This window comes from Micromonospora trifolii (assembly GCF_050516465.1).
GTDB classification, from domain to species: domain Bacteria; phylum Actinomycetota; class Actinomycetes; order Mycobacteriales; family Micromonosporaceae; genus Micromonospora; species Micromonospora trifolii.
Genome location: NZ_CP191526.1, coordinates 7,007,077 through 7,022,907 on the forward strand (window position 1 = coordinate 7,007,077; position 15,831 = coordinate 7,022,907).

The 15,831-nt window shown below is 71.6% G+C and carries 15 protein-coding genes, 1 tRNA gene and 1 pseudogene; 9 read left to right on the forward strand and 8 right to left on the reverse strand.

Annotated elements, in window-relative coordinates; translation table 11 throughout:
* Window positions 1-12 precede the first annotated feature (12 nt).
* Both ACQRWP_RS32720 and ACQRWP_RS32725 read left to right on the forward strand, forming a co-directional pair.
* Window positions 13-573 (forward strand): hypothetical protein, encoded by a 561-nt coding sequence (locus ACQRWP_RS32720; RefSeq protein ID WP_430499999.1) that lies wholly within the window; start codon window positions 13-15, stop codon window positions 571-573.
* 102 nt (window positions 574-675) lie between these two features.
* A complete protein-coding gene (locus ACQRWP_RS32725) occupies window positions 676-2,007 on the forward strand; it encodes an NAD(P)/FAD-dependent oxidoreductase (RefSeq protein ID WP_124857748.1) in 1,332 nt (443 codons plus the stop codon).
* A 106-nt stretch (window positions 2,008-2,113) separates the two neighbouring features.
* Here ACQRWP_RS32725 and ACQRWP_RS32730 read toward each other — a convergent pair whose 3' ends face one another.
* Complete coding sequence (locus ACQRWP_RS32730; RefSeq protein WP_430500000.1) at window positions 2,114-3,973, reverse strand: hypothetical protein; 1,860 nt, start codon at window positions 3,971-3,973, stop codon at window positions 2,114-2,116.
* A gap of 101 nt (window positions 3,974-4,074) precedes the next feature.
* Here ACQRWP_RS32730 and ACQRWP_RS32735 point away from each other — a divergent pair.
* The 4 genes from ACQRWP_RS32735 (at window position 4,075) to ACQRWP_RS32750 (ending at window position 6,338) form a co-directional block, all read left to right on the forward strand.
* Window positions 4,075-4,155, forward strand: a tRNA-Leu gene (locus ACQRWP_RS32735).
* Window positions 4,156-4,261: 106 nt separating this feature from the next.
* Window positions 4,262-5,077, forward strand: a complete 816-nt coding sequence (locus ACQRWP_RS32740) for a Bax inhibitor-1/YccA family protein (RefSeq protein ID WP_238683173.1) — start codon at window positions 4,262-4,264, stop codon at window positions 5,075-5,077.
* Between the two features lie 135 nt (window positions 5,078-5,212).
* On the forward strand, window positions 5,213-5,971 hold the full coding sequence (locus ACQRWP_RS32745) for a Bax inhibitor-1/YccA family protein (RefSeq protein WP_430500001.1): 759 nt from the start codon (window positions 5,213-5,215) through the stop codon (window positions 5,969-5,971).
* 46 nt (window positions 5,972-6,017) lie between these two features.
* The gene (locus ACQRWP_RS32750; protein WP_430500002.1) at window positions 6,018-6,338 is read left to right on the forward strand and encodes a hypothetical protein; all 321 of its coding nucleotides are present in this window, start codon (window positions 6,018-6,020) and stop codon (window positions 6,336-6,338) included.
* 11 nt (window positions 6,339-6,349) lie between these two features.
* On the opposite strand, the gene ACQRWP_RS32755 is transcribed toward ACQRWP_RS32750, so the two are convergent.
* The 3 genes and pseudogenes from ACQRWP_RS32755 to ACQRWP_RS32765 all read right to left on the reverse strand — a co-directional run.
* A complete protein-coding gene (locus ACQRWP_RS32755) occupies window positions 6,350-7,612 on the reverse strand; it encodes an acetyl-CoA C-acetyltransferase (protein WP_430500003.1) in 1,263 nt (420 codons plus the stop codon).
* A gap of 78 nt (window positions 7,613-7,690) precedes the next feature.
* On the reverse strand, window positions 7,691-8,503 hold the full coding sequence (locus tag ACQRWP_RS32760) for an SGNH/GDSL hydrolase family protein (RefSeq protein WP_430503364.1): 813 nt from the start codon (window positions 8,501-8,503) through the stop codon (window positions 7,691-7,693).
* A pseudogene (locus ACQRWP_RS32765) lies at window positions 8,489-9,552 on the reverse strand (SGNH/GDSL hydrolase family protein); the annotation flags it as partial. The pseudogene ACQRWP_RS32765 and the gene ACQRWP_RS32760, both read right to left, overlap by 15 nt.
* A gap of 150 nt (window positions 9,553-9,702) precedes the next feature.
* Between ACQRWP_RS32765 and ACQRWP_RS32770 the strand changes: the two are divergent.
* Together ACQRWP_RS32770 and ACQRWP_RS32775 are read left to right on the forward strand one after the other, a co-directional pair.
* Window positions 9,703-10,059: a YkvA family protein gene (locus tag ACQRWP_RS32770; protein WP_112582466.1), complete on the forward strand. Its 357-nt coding sequence runs from the start codon at window positions 9,703-9,705 to the stop codon at window positions 10,057-10,059.
* Between the two features lie 73 nt (window positions 10,060-10,132).
* Entirely contained in the window at window positions 10,133-11,503 is a 1,371-nt protein-coding gene (locus tag ACQRWP_RS32775) for a cystathionine beta-synthase (protein ID WP_430500004.1), read from the forward strand.
* Between the two features lie 116 nt (window positions 11,504-11,619).
* Here the strand turns inward: ACQRWP_RS32775 and ACQRWP_RS32780 are convergent, their stop codons facing one another.
* The 4 genes from ACQRWP_RS32780 to ACQRWP_RS32795 all read right to left on the reverse strand — a co-directional run bounded on the left by ACQRWP_RS32780 (window position 11,620) and on the right by ACQRWP_RS32795 (window position 14,583).
* Window positions 11,620-12,129, reverse strand: a complete 510-nt coding sequence (locus ACQRWP_RS32780) for an N-acetyltransferase family protein (protein WP_430500005.1) — start codon at window positions 12,127-12,129, stop codon at window positions 11,620-11,622.
* Window positions 12,126-13,055 (reverse strand): ribonuclease Z, encoded by a 930-nt coding sequence (locus tag ACQRWP_RS32785; protein WP_430500006.1) that lies wholly within the window; start codon window positions 13,053-13,055, stop codon window positions 12,126-12,128. The genes ACQRWP_RS32780 and ACQRWP_RS32785 overlap by 4 nt, the downstream gene beginning before the upstream one ends.
* Window positions 13,056-13,421: 366 nt before the next feature.
* Complete coding sequence (gene msrA, locus ACQRWP_RS32790) at window positions 13,422-14,084, reverse strand: peptide-methionine (S)-S-oxide reductase MsrA (protein WP_430500007.1); 663 nt, start codon at window positions 14,082-14,084, stop codon at window positions 13,422-13,424.
* A 76-nt stretch (window positions 14,085-14,160) separates the two neighbouring features.
* Window positions 14,161-14,583, reverse strand: a complete 423-nt coding sequence (locus ACQRWP_RS32795; RefSeq protein ID WP_430500008.1) for an HIT family protein — start codon at window positions 14,581-14,583, stop codon at window positions 14,161-14,163.
* Window positions 14,584-14,680: 97 nt separating this feature from the next.
* On the opposite strand from ACQRWP_RS32795, the gene ACQRWP_RS32800 reads away from it, so the two are divergent.
* The gene (locus ACQRWP_RS32800; RefSeq protein ID WP_196921129.1) at window positions 14,681-15,823 is read left to right on the forward strand and encodes a cystathionine gamma-synthase; all 1,143 of its coding nucleotides are present in this window, start codon (window positions 14,681-14,683) and stop codon (window positions 15,821-15,823) included.
* Window positions 15,824-15,831: the final 8 nt, after the last annotated feature.

Here is a 15,831-nt window from a genome sequence, read left to right on the forward strand (position 1 = left end):
GAGGCGGGCCCGGTGAGCGCTGTCGTGGAGCGGGTTCGGGCGGCGCAGTACGCGGTCGCGCGCATCAGTGCGGCCCCGCTGCTGGTCCGGGCCGGGATCTTCGTCATCGTGTTTGCCGGGTTCGCCCTGGCGTTCCCCGCGGAGGTGCTGTCCGGCCGGCCGATCCTCTTCCTGGCGCTGGCCGCCCTGTTGCCCGCGATCGGGCCGCGCAAGGTCTGGGCGACCTTCACGGCGTTGGTCACGGTCGGCGGCTGGCTGTTCGCCACCGACGGGTACGGCCGTCCGGTCGCCCTCTGGCGGCTGCTCGCCGTCGCGGCCCTGCTCTATCTGGGGCACACCCTCTGTGCCCTGGCCGCGCTGTTGCCCTACGACGCGGTGGTGGACCCCGAGTTGATCACCCGTTGGTTGATGCGGTCGGCCGCCGTGCTGTTGGGCGCCGCCGTGCTCGGCGTGCTGTTGTTGCAGACGGCGGGGACGGGTGGAGGCGCCGGATACCAGTGGGTGACGGTGCTGGGGCTGCTGGTGGCGGTGGGGTTGGCAGCGTTGCTGGGCTGGCTGCTGCGACGCCGGTGACCACTGCGAAGTGAGGGTTACGCAGGTCACATGGGTTGTGCTCCGTCACAGATGGGGGGCGCGAGCGGGATTACCTGAGCCGGCCGGGGAATGATAGACAACGTGAATCCGAAGCGGATCCTTGTGGTTGGTGCCGGGCACGTCGGTCTGTACGCGGCCCTGCGCCTGTCGAAGAAGCTCAGCTCCCGTGAGGCTGAGGTCATGGTGGTTGACCCTCAGCCCCACATGACCTATCAGCCGTTCCTGCCGGAGGCGGCGGCGGGCAACATCTCCCCGCGGCACTCCGTGGTGCCGCTGCGGCGGGAGTTGCGCCGGTGCAAGATGGTGGCCGGCACGGTCACGCGGATCGAGCACGACCGCAAGGTGGCCACTGTGCAGCCGATCAGCGGCCCGGCCCGAGAGATCACCTACGACCACGTGATCGTGGCCCCGGGTTCGGTCTCCCGCACCCTGCCGATTCCCGGCCTGCACGAGCAGGGCATCGGGTTCAAGACCATCGGCGAGGCGATCTACCTGCGCAACCACGTGCTGGATCGGCTCGATGTGGCGGCTGCCACGCCGGATCCGGACGTCCGCCGTTCGGCGCTGACCTTCACCTTCGTCGGCGGTGGGTATGCCGGCATCGAGGCGCTCGCCGAGATGGAGGACATGGCTCGCGACGCCCTGCGTTACTACCCGGAGCTCAAGCAGGACGAGGTCCGCTGGGTGCTGGTCGAGGCCACGCAGCGGGTGCTGCCCGAGGTTGACCGGGACATGGGTGCCTACACCGTGCAGCAGCTGCTGAAGCGGAACATGGACATCCGGCTGGACACCCGCCTGGAGTCCTGCGTCGACGGGGTGGTCAAGCTCTCCGACGGTGACAGCTTCCGCTCCGACACGATCGTCTGGACGGCCGGTGTGAAGCCGTCGCCGATGCTGGACTCGACGGACTTCCCGCGTGACGACCGTCGCCGGATCACCTGCCTGCCCACGCTCCAGGTGGTCGACGGTGACCAGGTGCTCGAGGGTGCCTGGAGCGCCGGCGACTGCGCTGCCGTACCGGACCTGACCAAGGAGCCGGGCAACTTCTGCTCGCCGAGCGCACAGCACGCGGTGCGCCAGGCCGCCCGGATGGCCGACAACATCGCGGCCGTGATCCGGGGTCGCGAGCCGGTGAACTACAAGCACAAGCACGTCGGCAGCGTGGCGAGCCTCGGCCTGCACAAGGGCGTGGCCCAGGTGTACGGGATCAAGATGACCGGTTGGCCGGCCTGGGTGATGCACCGGACGTACCACATGAGCCGGATCCCGTCGTTCAACCGGAAGGTCCGCGTGGTGGTGGACTGGTCCCTGGCGTTCTTCCTCAAGCGTGAGGTTGTCGCTCTGGGCCAGCTGCACGACCCGCGCGAGGAGTTCGTCGAGGCCTCCCAGCCGGTAGGCGCGCCCCGCGTCTGAGCAGAGACCGACGCTGACCCCGTCGATCTTGCACTTCCGGATGCCGTAATGCGCCTTCTGGTGCGTTTCGGACAGAAAGTGCAAGATCGGCGGGGTTTTGCTTGGTCTAGACCCGCCACGTCCAGGCGTCGGCGATGCGGGTGGGTGGGCCGTAGAGCTGCTCCAGGGTGGCGCGCAGGCTTTCCGCGTGGGGGGCGTCGTCGGTGAGCGCCACGCAGGAGGCGCCCCAGAAGTCCGCGTCGCGAACGGCCTGGCGGCGCTGCTCGTCGCCGATGGCCGGTTGGTCGCCGCGCCGGGCGACATCGGCCAGTAGCGCGGAGGTGGGCTGCTTGAAGGTGCCCATCGCCGCGGTGCCGCCCCTCCCGTACGGGCCGATGAAGAAGCCTTCCGGCAGCCCGAAACCGGCGTCGGCGGCGGTCGCCCAGCGCATCGGCCAGGGCTCCTTCGGGGTGGGCAGCGGCACCGGGACCAGCACCCCGCCCGGCGGTACGCACTGCCGCCAGTGGCCACCGGTGATGAATTCCGGCACGGCGGGTCGTCCGGCGGTCGGCAGAGGGGTCGGGAAGATCGGCAGCAGCGCCACGCCGACGGCCAGGGGCACCAGCTGCCGCGCCCGACCGGGGCTGCGCAGGGCCCGGTCGACCGCGAGCACCAGCAGTGTCGCGACGATCGGCAGCAACGCCAGCGCGAACCGCATCGGCAACGCCCCGTCCACCACCGGCAGCCCTCCGATCAGGGCGTACGGACCGGGGATCGCCGTCCTGGTGCCGCCGAGCACCACCTCCGGGCCGAGCGAGAGCGCCCCCATCACCAGGCCCGCCACGACGCAGGCGAAGACCAGCCGGCGTCGCCCGGCCCAGATCGCGCAGACCGCGGCGACCAGCAGCAGTGGCCAGCCGAGGAAGGTGTTGTATTCGGCGGGGCCGGTGGTCAGCCCGGCGGATTCGTCGCTGCCGGCCACCGACAGTGGGGAGAGCGTCCACCAACTGCTCAGGTCGGCGGAGAAGTAGGCCGGGGTGAACATCCCGTCGGCGACTCCCTGCGGCCCGGCGAACTGGAACCACAGCGGATAGCCGAGCACCAGCAGGGCGAGCCCGGCGGCGATCGCCAACCCGCCGGCGAACCCGGGGAGCGCCCGGCGGGCCAGGTCCCGGTCCGCCACGGCGTAGCTGATCGCCATCACCAGCAGCGTGATCGCGGCGAGGAAGAGCACCTCCTCGCCGATGAAGACCTGCGCGGTGACCGCGCCGGCCAGCCCCGCCGCGGAGGTGAGGAGTCGACGGCGGTCCGGGCCGGTGGCTCGGGTACGGCCGGCCTCGCCGGGAGTGCCGGGCCCCGGGTCTGCCGCTCGCAGTAGCCGGACCACCAGCCAGACGATCACCGGCACCAGCCACTGGGCGGTCATGTGCAGGTGGCTGTTGGTCTGCGAGACCATGCCGGGTCCGAATCCGCACAGCCCGCCGCCGAGTGCGGCGGCCACCCGGCGCGTGCGCAGCGTCCGGTGGAACAGCAGGTACCAGGCGAGGGCGGTGCCGGCGAGGTTGGCGGCGGCGAGCAGCGCGAAGGTGACCGGTGCGCCCAGCAGCAGGGTGACCGGCGCGAAGAGGACGCCGAGGGCGATCACCGTGGTGTTGGTCATCAGGTTGACGCCGTCGGGGGCGTTGAGCCGGTCGGTGAGCAGGTCGAATTCGCCGAGCAGCGCGCGGGCGTCCACCGCCAGGAACCACTCGTAGAGGGCCTGGTCCTCCGGGTTGAGCGCCAGGATGCGGCCGCCCGGGTCGGGCCACAGCCCGTGGGTGAGCCAGCCGGCCAGCACCGCGAAGATCAGAGCGGCCAGCAGGTCCGCCCGGTGGCGGCGGACGGCGGCCAGCAGCCGGGTGGCCCGGGGTCGGCGGTTGACCTGATCGGCGAGGCGGAATGCCTGCTCAGGGGCGGCGTCGGGGGCCGTGGGGGCTGCGCTGCTCACGGCATCGACCCTAATGTGGCCAGGCCGGCGGGGTACGCCGGGTCGCCGTAGACCGGCTACGGTGACACTGCACCAGGCGTGTCGGCGCGCCGGTGCCACTCGCCCGGGTGGTGGAAAGGCAGACACGGCCGCCTTAAAAGCGGCTGCCGAAAGGCGTGCGGGTTCGACCCCCGCCCCGGGCACCGGTCGACTCACACATTCTCATTCGTGATCTCCAGGACTTGGCTCTGCCGTTTACTCTTGGAGGGCACGTTCACGTGCAAACGACCCCCTGAGGGAGGCCAGACAGTGAAGACCTCGAACCCGGTGCTCGCCCGGCTCGGCCAAGCGGCCGAGCGGGAGCGCTCCGCCGGGTACGCCCCGGCCGGGCCGTACGGACAGCCCGGCATTCCCCAGCAGTACCCGTCCCAGGCCGACTACCCGGCCGCGCCGCCGACCGTTGCGCCGATGACCGTCGACGACGTGGTCGTCAAGACGGTCGCTCTGCTCGGCATTCTCGGCATCACCGCCGCGGCCGCCTGGGTGCTCGTGCCCGACGCGCTGGTCGGTACCGCCTGGATCGGCGCGGCGGTGGTCGGCCTGGTCCTCGGCTTGATCATCTCGTTCTCCCGGATGGCCAACCCGGCGCTCGTGATCGCGTACGCGGTCGTCGAGGGTGTTTTCGTCGGCATGGTCAGCAAGGCGTTCGAGACGCGCTTCGACGGCATCGTGCTCCAGGCCGCCGCGGCCAGCTTCGGCATCTTCTTCCTGATGGCGATGCTCTACCGGGCGAAGGTCATCCGGGCCACCCCGGCCTTCGTCAAGGGCATGATCGCCGTGATGGTCGGCCTCTTCGCGGTCATGATGATCAATCTGGTGCTGGCGCTGTTCGGCGTCAACACCGGCCTGCGCGACGGCAGCCCGCTCGCCATCGGCTTCAGCCTGGTCTGCATCGTGGTGGCCTCGCTGAGCTTCGTGCTCAGCTTCAAGGAGATCGAGGACGGCGTCCGGATGGGCCTGCCCCAGCGCTACTCCTGGGTGGCCGCGTTCGGCATCCTGGTCAGCCTGGTTTGGCTCTACATCGAGATCCTGCGCCTGCTGAGCTACTTCCAGGGCGACGACTGACCTCGTCCGCACTGCCGACCGGCGCCCGTCCCCACTCCGGTGGGGGCGGGCGCCGTCGTCCGCGCCGTTTGCCCGCCACCGCCGGTCCGCCCGGGGCAGAGTGACTTCGGGGGTATGCGGGCGAAGGAGGCGGCGGTGCGCAGCAACAACCCGGTGCTCAACCGGCTGGACGAGACCGGCCGGGTGGAGGCCCGGGTGCTCGGCGCCCGTGACGTCGAGCCGATGACCGTCGACGACGTGGTGGTCCGTACCGTCGGGTTGCTGCTGGTGACCGGCGCGGCCGCGGCGGTGTCCTGGGCGGTGATCCCCGACGCGGTGTGGCTGGGCGCCGCGCTGGCCGGCAGCGCGCTCGCCTCGATCGCGCTGGTCCTGGTCATCTCGTTGCGGGGGATCACCAACCCGGTGCCGATCGTCGGCTACGCCATCCTCCAGGGGCTGCTGCTGGGGGTGGCGAGCCGCACCTTCGAGCAGGTCTATCCGGGCATCGTGGTGCAGGCGGTGGCCGGCACCTTCGGCGTCTTCCTCGGCATGGCGGCGCTCTACCGGGCCCGGGTGATCCGGGCGACGCCCCGGCTGGCCCGCCTGGTGATCGGCACCCTGCTCGGCATCGCCGTGCTCAGCGTGGTCAATCTGGTGTCGTACCTGATCACCGGGCGATCGGGCCTGGCGGTCTACAGCGTCAGCGGGGAGGTCGGCTGGCTGCCGTACGCCTTCTCGGTGGTGGCCATCATCGCCGGGGCGTTCAGCTTCATCCTCGACTTCGATCTCGTCGAGCGCTCGGTGCGTGACGGTCGAGCCCGTCGGTACGCGTGGCTGAGCGCGTTCGGCCTGCTCACCGGGTTGGTCTTCCTCTACTGGCAGCTGCTGCGGCTGCTCAGTTACCTGCGCCGCTGACCGGCCCGACCGGGCGCGGTCGGTGTCGGCCGTAGACTCGGCGGCGATGAGCGCAGCGGAGTTGGACAAGGCCGTGCAGTTGCTGGTCCGTCAGATCGCGCACTGGCAGCAGCCCCGGTGGGCGGCGGCCGCGACCGCAGGCAACGTGTCCCGCGCCGACCTGGTGCACCGCCTTGTGCAGGAGATCGCCAACCTGGCCGCCGACGCCGAGGGGGAGCCCCGTCGGGTGGTGCCCCGGCTCGACAACGACCTGGCCCTACCCGATCAGTTGCGGGTGGTCACGGCGGACCTGTTGGCCGCCGACCCGGGGGTCGAGGCGCTGAACCGGGCCGCCGCCGAGGTGACGGCGACCCGCAGCGCGCTCTGAGGGGGCTCGGCTCAGCTGAGCCGTTCCAGCACCATGGCCATGCCCTGGCCACCGCCCACGCACATGGTCTCCAGACCGATGGTCTTGTCGTGCCACTCCAGCGCGTTGAGCAGGGTGCCGGTGATCCGGGCGCCGGTCATGCCGAACGGGTGGCCGACCGCGATGGCCCCGCCCATCACGTTCAGCTTCTCCTCCGGGATGCCCAGTTGGCGGTAGGAGGGGATGACCTGCGCGGCGAACGCCTCGTTGATCTCGACGAGGTCGACGTCGTCGATGGTCATGCCGGCTCGGCGCAGCGCCTGCCGGGACGCCTCGACCGGGCCGAGTCCCATGATCTCCGGCGAGAGTGCGGTCACGCCGGTCGAGACGATCCGGGCCAGCGGGGTGAGCCCGAGTTCCTCGGCCCGCTGGGCGCTCATCACCACCACGGCGGCCGCGCCGTCGTTGAGCGGGCAGCAGTTGCCGGCGGTGATCCGACCGTCCGGGCGGAACACCGGCTTCAGGCCGGAGACCGCGTCGAGGGTGACGCCGGCCCGGGGCCCGTCGTCGGTGCTCACCACGGTGCCGTCCGGCGTGGTGACCGGGGTGATCTCCCGGGCCCAGAAACCGTCGGCGATGGCCTTCTCGGCGAGATTCTGGCTGCGTACGCCGAACTCGTCCATGTCGGCGCGGGTGACGTCGTGCACCTGGGCCAGGTTCTCCGCGGTCTGCCCCATGGTCAGGTAGATGTCGGGCAGTTCGCCGGCCTCACGCGGGTCGGTCCACACCTCGGCGCCGCCCTGCGCGCGGCGCTTCGAACGCTCGCCGGCCGACCCGAAGCGGGGGTTCTCCCAGCTGCCGCCGACCAGGGCCTGCGCCTCGGGCGGAAGGCCGTCGGAGCTGCCGCGGGCGTAGCGGGAGACCATCTCCACCCCGGCGGAGACAAACACGTCGCCCTCGCCGGCCCGGATCGCGTGCATCGCCATCCGGGTGGTCTGCAACGAGGAGGCGCAGTAGCGGGTCAGCGTGGCGCCGGGGACAGTGTCCAGACCGAGGAGGGTGGACACCACCCGGGCCATGTTGAAGCCCTGCTCGCCACCGGGCAGGCCGCACCCGAGGTAGAGGTCGTCGATCGTGGTCGGATCGAGAGCGGGGATCTTGTCCAGTGCGGCCTGGACGATGGTCGCGGCGAGGTCGTCGGAGCGGACGTCGCGCAGGGACCCCTTGTGCGCCCGGCCGATGGGGGAGCGGGCGGTGGCGACGATGACGGCGTCGCGGGACGACTCAATCGGCATGGACCAACGTTAACCCGCCGGTAACATGGCGCGGAAGAAGCCGGCGCGGCGGGAAATGTCACCCTGGCCGGCGACGATCTAGCGCCGGGTCGTGGCCGCCGCCGCGGCGACGATGGCGGGCAGCAGCGCGTGCGCCCACACCCGGTAGCCGTCGGCGGAGGGGTGGAAGCCGTCCTGGCACAGCGTCCCGGCGTCGGCCCGGAACACCGGCCCGGTCTCGGTGGCCAGGTCGACCACCGAGCCGCCCGCCTCGAGCACGGCCGTGGTCTGCGCGCGGGCCACCCGGCGCCCGGACCAGCCGACCACCTGGCGCAGCGGAGGCGCGATCGCACGCACCGCGCCCAGGTCGGGGCAGGTGCCCACCACGACCTCGACGCGCGCCTCACGCAGCCGGTGCACCGCCGCGCCGAGATAGGCCGCCGCGTCGGAGGGTCGGCGCAACCCGGTGGCGTCGTTCGCGCCGATCAGGATCAACGCCACGTCGGGCCGCTCACCTAGCAGGGCCCGGGCCACCTGGGTGGCGAGGTCCGTCGAGCGGGACCCGGAGACGCCGACGCTGGACAGGTGCACCCGACGGCCGGTCGGACCCTCGGCGAGCAGGTTGGCCAACTGCCCGCCGATGGTGTCCTCCAGGCGGTCGACACCCACGCCCAGTGCCGACGAGTCGCCCAGCAGCACCAGTCGCAGCGGGGAGGCGCCCGCCCGGCCGATCGTGGCGCGCAGGGCAAGACCCAGCTCCGGTTCGGCGTAGCGTCGGTGCCGGGCGACGAACGCCTCACCAGCGAGGACGGCCGCGCCCCCGACGGTGCCGGCGAGCAGCGAGAACGCCGCCGCCCGACCCAGTCGGCCGGCGAGGCCGGAGGTCACGCTCCGCGCGCTGCGCTCGTTCATGCCAGTCCCTCCACTGTCGAGGTGTCCGAGGCGGACCCGTGCTGCGGCACCGCGCCGACACCGAAGAACGCCCGTCGGCGCAGCTGCGCCCACCGGCCGGCCGGCCCTCGGTCGCGGCCCCGGACCTGGACGCCGCTGACCTCCGTGCCGGCGTGTCGAGCCGCCTCCTGCGCGGCCTCCGGCAGCGACCGTACGCCGTCGCCGCGGGTCGGTGTGGCCCGTCGTTCCGGGGTCGCGCCGAGGGCGGAGAGCATCGTCGGCAGGAGCGCGGCGGCGGCCATCGCGTACCCCTCGGCGGAGGGATGGAACCGGTCCCAGGCGAACATCCGGGTCGGCTCGGCCGCGAACCGGGGGCCGAGCAGGTCACCGAGGGAGACCGTCCAGCCGCCTGCCTCGACCACTGCCACTGTCTGTGCGGCGGCGAGCTGGCGGCTCCAGCGGTGTGCCAGCCAGCGCAGAGGTGGCTGGATCGGGCGGATCGCGCCCAGGTCGGGGCAGGTGCCGACGACCACCTCGCACCCGGCGTCGCGCAGGGTGTGCACCGCCTCGACCAGGTAGCGCACCGCCAGGCCGCGCGGGGTGCGGTTGGTGATGTCGTTGCCGCCGATGAGGATCACCGCGATGTCGGGTCGGCACTCCAGCGCCGCCTCCACCTGGTGGCGCAGCACCGCCGAGATGGCGCCGACCACCGCGAAGCGGTGCAGCTGCACCGGCCGGTGCAGTCGACGGGACAGGCCGGTGGCGAGCAGCGCCCCGGGCGTCTCCCGACGGCGGTACACCCCGTAGCCGGCCGCCGACGAGTCACCGAGCACGACCATGGTGAGCGCCGGACCGGGGAACTTCGCGCCGTACATCCCGTCGCAGCGGGGCGGCGGCGCCTCGGCCATCGGGATGGTCCGTCGAGCCTGGCGGGCCTGGCCGACCAGCACCCCGCCGGTCGCCACCGCGGCCGCCGCGGTGGCGCCGGTGCCGATGGCGGCCAGCCGGACGAACCGCCGGGCCTGCCGCCAGCGCTCACCACCGGGTACGACGGAATGTGCCACCCCCATACCGCGACATTATCGCGCTGGCCCGACACACCGCTGTCGTCGTGACGGCACCCGGGTGCCTGGAAAGCGACGCGACGGGGTACCTGGGTTCCAGAGGCCGGCCGACTTGCGCCGACCCGCCACGCTGATCCGGCGGAGAGGAGCGCGACGATGGGTAAGACACTGAAGCGCAGCGCGGCGTTCACGGCCCTGGCGCGGGCCCTGGCGGCCGGGGCGCGCAACGGGCCGTCGATCGGCACGCGGTTGGCCGCGCTGCCCCGGATGATCCGAGCCACCACCAAGGGGGAGTACGACGGCGGCCTTCGGCTGGCCCTGATGACCGCGGCGACGGCGTACATCGTCTCGCCGATCGACCTGCTCCCGGAGATCCCGCTGGCGATCTTCGGGCTGGCCGACGACGCGGTCATGGTCACCTGGTTGGCCGGCAGCGTGCTCGCCGAGACCGACCGGTTCCTGGAGTGGGAGGCCCGTCGCAGCTCGGTCATCCCCGGGGGGCTGGTGCCCTGACGACACGTACGCTGGGCGGTGAGCAAACGTCTTCCCGGCCGCCCACCGCCGGCGCCGCAACGAAGGGCACACCGTGCAGTACTACGACAACGTCGTCGACATGATCGGAAACACCCCGCTGGTGCGTCTGCGTAACGTCACCGAGGGCATCCAGGCCACCGTGCTGGCCAAGGTGGAGTACGTCAACCCGGGCGGCTCGGTGAAGGATCGCATCGCGCTGCGGATGGTGGAGGACGCCGAGGCCGCCGGCCTGCTCAAGCCCGGCGGCACCATCGTCGAGCCGACCAGCGGCAACACCGGCGTCGGGTTGGCCCTGGTGGCCCAGCTCAAGGGCTACAAGTGCGTCTTCGTCTGCCCCGACAAGGTCAGCCAGGACAAGCAGGACGTGCTCCGGGCGTACGGCGCCGAGGTGGTGGTCTGCCCGACCGCCGTCGCGCCGGAGGACCCGCGCTCGTACTACAACGTCTCCGACCGGCTGACCCGGGAGATCCCCGGCGCCTGGAAGCCCAACCAGTACAGCAACCCGGCCAACCCGCGCTCGCACTACGAGACGACCGGCCCGGAGCTGTGGAAGCAGACTGACGGCGAGCTCACCCACTTCGTGACCGGCGTCGGCACCGGCGGCACCATCTCCGGCATCGGCCGGTACCTCAAGGAGGCGTCCGAGGGCCGCGTGCGGATCGTCGGGGCCGACCCGGAGGGCTCGGTCTACTCCGGCGGCACCGGCCGGCCGTACCTGGTGGAGGGCGTCGGCGAGGACTTCTGGCCGGAGACGTACGACCAGGGTGTCGCCGACGAGATCGTGGAGGTCTCCGACAAGGCGTCCTTCGAGATGACCCGGCGACTGGCCCGCGAGGAGGGGCTGCTGGTCGGCGGTTCCTGCGGCATGGCGGTGGTCGCCGCCCTGGAGGTCGCCCGTCGGGCCGGCCCGGACGACGTGGTGGTGGTGCTGCTGCCCGACGGCGGCCGAGGCTACCTCTCCAAGATCTTCAACGACTCGTGGATGGCCCGGTACGGCTTCCTCGACAACTCCGGTGCCGAGCCGACGGTGGCCGACGCGCTGGCCAGCAAGCCGGGCGGGCTGCCTGAGCTGGTGCACGTGCACCCGACCGAGACCGTCCGCGACGCGATCGACTACATGCGCGAGTACGGCGTCTCGCAGCTTCCGGTGCTCAAGGCCGAGCCGCCCGTGGTGACCGGTGAGGTCGCCGGCTCGATCGCCGAGCGGGACCTGCTCGACGCGCTGTTCACCGGCCAGGCCCACCTGCACGACACGATCGAGCGGCACATGGGCGACCCGCTGCCGATGATCGGTGGTGGTCAGCCGGTGAGCGAGGCGGTGGGCATGCTGGAGAAGTCCGACGCCGCCCTGGTCCTGGTCGACGGCAAGCCCAAGGGCGTCCTAACCCGCCAAGACCTCCTGTCCCACCTGGGCGCCCACTAACCCACCCCACCCCACCCAACCCGGCTCGCGTCGATCATGGAGTTGTGGTGGTGCGCAAAGCAGGCACTCGTGCCCAAAGCGCCCACCGCAACTCCATGATCGACCAGTGCCTGGGGTTAGAGCAGGCGGGCGTAGCGGAGTTGGGGCGTGAGGGCCGTACCGATGTGCTCCTCACGCTCCGCTCCGGTCGGGGTCCAGCCGCCGCGCTCGTAGAACGAGCGGGCGTGGGCGTTGTCCCGCAGCACCCAGAGCACGGCACGCCGCCAGCCCTGCGCCCGCATGGCGTCCAGCGCGTCCACCATCAGGGTTCGGCCGACGCCACGGCCCTGCTCGGCCGGGTCGAGGTGGATCGCGTTGAGCAGCCCGGTGGCCGGGTCGTCCTCGTCGTCCGGGCCCAGATGGCTGAACCCGACCAGCGCCCCGGCCCGCTCGGCCACGGCCATCCGGTGGGTGTCCCGCTCCCAGATCCACCGCTCGACCCAGTACCGCCCCATCGCCTCCGGTGTCGGGTCGGCCAGTGCCTCGGCCGGTAGGAAGGCGGAGTACGCGGCGACCCGGGAGCGCTGGTGCAGGGCACCCACCGCCATCAGGTCGCCTTCGGTCGCGGGGCGGAGCGTGACGGTCACCCGGCCGAGGCTACCCGGCGCGGCGGGAGCTGCACCGTGGTCAGATCCTCGGCGATGATCAGGTCGCCGTCGAAGTGCGCGCGCGCCTCGTCGTGGAACCGGCGTGGGTCGGGGTAGCGCTGGGAGAAGTGGGTGAGCACGAGTCGGCGTACCCCGGACTCGGTCGCCACCCGGGCGGCCTGCGCCGCGGTCAGGTGGCCGACCTCGGCGGCGAGCGCGGCCTCCGACTCCAGGAACGTCGACTCGATGACCAGCAGGTCGGCGTGCTCGGCGAGGGCGTACACCCCGTCGCAGAGGCCGGTGTCCATCACGAACGCGAACCGCTGGCCCGGCCGGGGCACGCTCACCTCGGCACGGGTGACGCGGCGTCCGTCGAGGTCCAGGTGCCCGACGCGGATCAGCTCGCCGACGGCCGGCCCGGCGATGCCGTACGCGGCCAGCTTCTCCGGCAGCATCCGGTGCCCGTCCGGCTCGACCAGCCGGTAGCCGTACGTCTCGATGGGGTGGCGGAGCCGGCGTGCCTCCAGCGTGCCGCAGCGCAGGGCGATCCGCTGCCCGTCGGCCTCGATGGGTTCGACCCGCAGTTCAGCGGTCTCGTAGAAGGAGGTGGCGTACCGCAGCCGGGCGAAGTATTCGGTGCCGCCGGCGGGAAAGTGCACGGCGACCGGGTGGGCCACCCGGTCCAGGGAGAGTCGCTGGATGGTGCCGGGCAGGCCCAGGCAGTGGTCGCCGTGGAAGTGGGTGACGCAGATCCGGGTCAGGTCGGTGGCGGTGACCGTAGTGTGCAGGAGTTGACGCTGGCTGCCCTCACCCGGGTCGAAGAGGATCACCTCGTCGTCCCAGCGCAGCACGTACCCGTTGTGGTTGCGCTGACGGGTCGGCGCCTGGCTGGCCGTCCCCAGCACCACCAGCTCGCGCATGGACATCGCCACTCCCGCGGATATGGAGCGACCCCCGGGGCGCTCCGCGCATGTGCGCGGGCCGGCTGGACTTGGCCGGCACCCCGGGGGTCGGGTGGCTGTCGTGGATTCGCCGCACCGCTGCCACACGGTCTCGACGATGGTGCTTTTGCCCGCTTCGCGGCAGGCCGATCACTGTCGGGGACAGCGGCTAGCTGACAGCCACCTCACGAGTCCGATTGCTATACAAGTCTGGACCACCTCCTTTCACGTGTACGGCCACGTTATCGAGTTCTCGTCGGGCTCGGCAACGGATTTCGATCACAGGGCCGGACGGGAATGCCCGGCCACCTCCTGGGTGGCCGGGCATCACACGTGTGCGGGTGGCGGTTGTCAGCCGCCGACTCGGGCCACCCCGACCGGGCAGCTCAGCCCGTTCGGGCCGTGGTTGCAGTACCCGTTCGGGTTCTTGGTCGGCGCCAGGTACTGCTGGTGGTAGTCCTCGGCGAAGTAGTAGCTGCTGAGCGGGGCGATCTCAGTGGTGATCTCACCCTTGCCGGCCCGCGTCACGATCGGCTGGAACGCGTCCCGGGACGACTCCGCGATGGTCCGCTGCTCGTCGGTGGTCGTGTAGATCGCCGAGCGGTACTGGGTGCCCACGTCGTTGCCCTGGCGCATGCCCTGGGTCGGGTCGTGGTTCTCCCAGAAGACCTTCAGCAGGTCCTCATAGTTGATCTTGCTGGGGTCGTACACCACCTGGACGACCTCGGCGTGCCCGGTCCGGCCGGAGCACGTCTCCTCGTACGTCGGGTTCTTGGTGATGCCACCCGCGTAGCCGGCGGAGGTGGTGTAGACGCCGGGCAGCGTCCAGAACAGCCGCTCGGCACCCCAGAAACAGCCCATGCCGAAGACCGCGACCTGGAGGCCCTCAGGGAACGGGCCCTTCAACGGGGTGCCCAGCACCTCGTGGCGGTCGGCGACCGGCATGGCGATCGGGCGGCCCGGCAGGGCCTGGTCGGGCGAGACCATATCGGCGTTCATACGGCGCAAAAACACGGTGGGGATCTCCTCTCGTACCTCTCCCAGCGTGTAACACCGGAGGGTCCAGCTTCCTTACCCGCGTGACCGTCAGTCAGGCCCTACCGGGAAGCGCCGTCGCGATCCGGTCCGCGTACGCCTGGGCCTCGGTGTCGTCCTCGTACCGGGTGCGTGGCCAGAAGAAGCCGCGCAACCCGTCGCCCTTGGTACGCGGAACCACGTGGGTGTGCAGGTGGGGCACCGATTGGGACACCTTGTTGTTCATCGCCACGAACGTCCCACCAGCGCCGAGAGCGGTCTCCACCGCCACCGCCATCCGCTGGACCATGGCGAAGTAACCGGGCAGCAGGTCGGCCGGCAACACCGCCAGGGTGACCAGGTGCGCCCGGGGCACCACCAGCACATGCCCCTTGAACACCGGGCGGGTGTCCAGGAACGCCACCCCGTCCGGGGTGTCGGCCACCCGGAACGCCGGCACCTCGCCCGCCACGATCCCGCAGAACACGCAACCGCTCATCGGGCCAGGCTATGCCGGCGGTCCCGGACGGTCCCGCCCACGCCCGGGAGCACGGGTTCCGTTCCAGCCCTCGGGACGGGGCACTAGCCTCACCAGAATGAGTCACGGCTTCGAGACGCTCGCCATCCACGCCGGTCAGGACCCTGAGGCCCGCACCGGCGCGGTGATCCCACCGATCTACCAGACCAGCACGTACGCCCAGGACGCGGTCGGCGCACCTCGCCTCGGCTACGAGTACAGCCGCTCCGGCAACCCGACCCGTGACGCGCTCCAGGAGTGCCTGGCGGCGCTGGAGGGCGGGCCGGTGGGGCTCGCCTTCGCCAGCGGCCTGGCGGCGGAGGACACCCTGCTGCGGGCCGTGTGCCAGCCCGGCGACCACGTGGTGATCCCGGACGACGCGTACGGCGGCACGTACCGGCTCTTCGCCCGGGTCGCCCAGCGCTGGGGCCTGGAGTTCAGCCCGGCCAAGGTCTCCGACCCGGCCGCGATCCGGGCGGCCGTGCAGCCCGGCCGCACGAAGATCGTCTGGGTGGAGACGCCGACCAATCCGCTGCTCGGCATCGCCGACATCGCCGCACTGGCCGCCGTGGCACACGACGCGGGCGCCCTGCTGGTGGTGGACAACACCTTCGCCTCGCCGTACCTCCAGCAGCCGATCGCCTTCGGCGCGGACGTGGTGGTGCACTCCACCACCAAGTACATCGGCGGGCACTCCGACGTGGTCGGTGGCGCGCTCGTCGTCGCCGACGCCGGGCTCGGCGAGGAGTTGCGCTACCACCAGAACGCGATGGGCGCGATCAACGGCCCGTTCGACGCCTGGCTCACCCTGCGCGGCATCAAGACCCTCGGGGTACGCATGGACCGGCACTGCGACAACGCCGAGCGGCTCGCCGCGTACCTCGACGGGCACGCCAAGGTCGCCCAGGTGATCTATCCGGGGCTGCCCTCGCACCCCGGTCACGAGGTGGCCGCCAAGCAGATGCGCCGGTTCGGCGGCATGATCTCGTTCCGCGCCGCCGGTGGTGAGGACCACGCCGTGGACATCTGCAACCGGGCCAAGCTCTTCGTGCTCGCCGAGTCGCTGGGCGGCGTGGAATCCCTGATCGAGCACCCGGGTCGGATGACACACGCAAGTGCTGCCGGCTCGCCGCTTGAAGTTCCCGGCGATCTCGTGCGACTGTCTGTCGGCATCGAGACGGTCGACGACCTACTCGCCGATCTGGAGCAGGCGCTGGGCTGACCGCTGGG

Coding starts and splice junctions, on each gene's coding strand:
- ACQRWP_RS32750 (WP_430500002.1), top strand. CDS start 6,018: ATGAGCGCAGCGGAGTTGGACAAGGCCGTGCAGTTGCTGGTCCGTCAG.
- ACQRWP_RS32755 (WP_430500003.1), bottom strand. CDS start 7,612: ATGCCGATTGAGTCGTCCCGCGACGCCGTCATCGTCGCCACCGCCCGC.
- ACQRWP_RS32760 (WP_430503364.1), bottom strand. CDS start 8,503: ATGAACGAGCGCAGCGCGCGGAGCGTGACCTCCGGCCTCGCCGGCCGA.
- ACQRWP_RS32770 (WP_112582466.1), top strand. CDS start 9,703: ATGGGTAAGACACTGAAGCGCAGCGCGGCGTTCACGGCCCTGGCGCGG.
- ACQRWP_RS32785 (WP_430500006.1), bottom strand. CDS start 13,055: ATGTCCATGCGCGAGCTGGTGGTGCTGGGGACGGCCAGCCAGGCGCCG.
- ACQRWP_RS32795 (WP_430500008.1), bottom strand. CDS start 14,583: ATGAGCGGTTGCGTGTTCTGCGGGATCGTGGCGGGCGAGGTGCCGGCG.
- ACQRWP_RS32800 (WP_196921129.1), top strand. CDS start 14,681: ATGAGTCACGGCTTCGAGACGCTCGCCATCCACGCCGGTCAGGACCCT.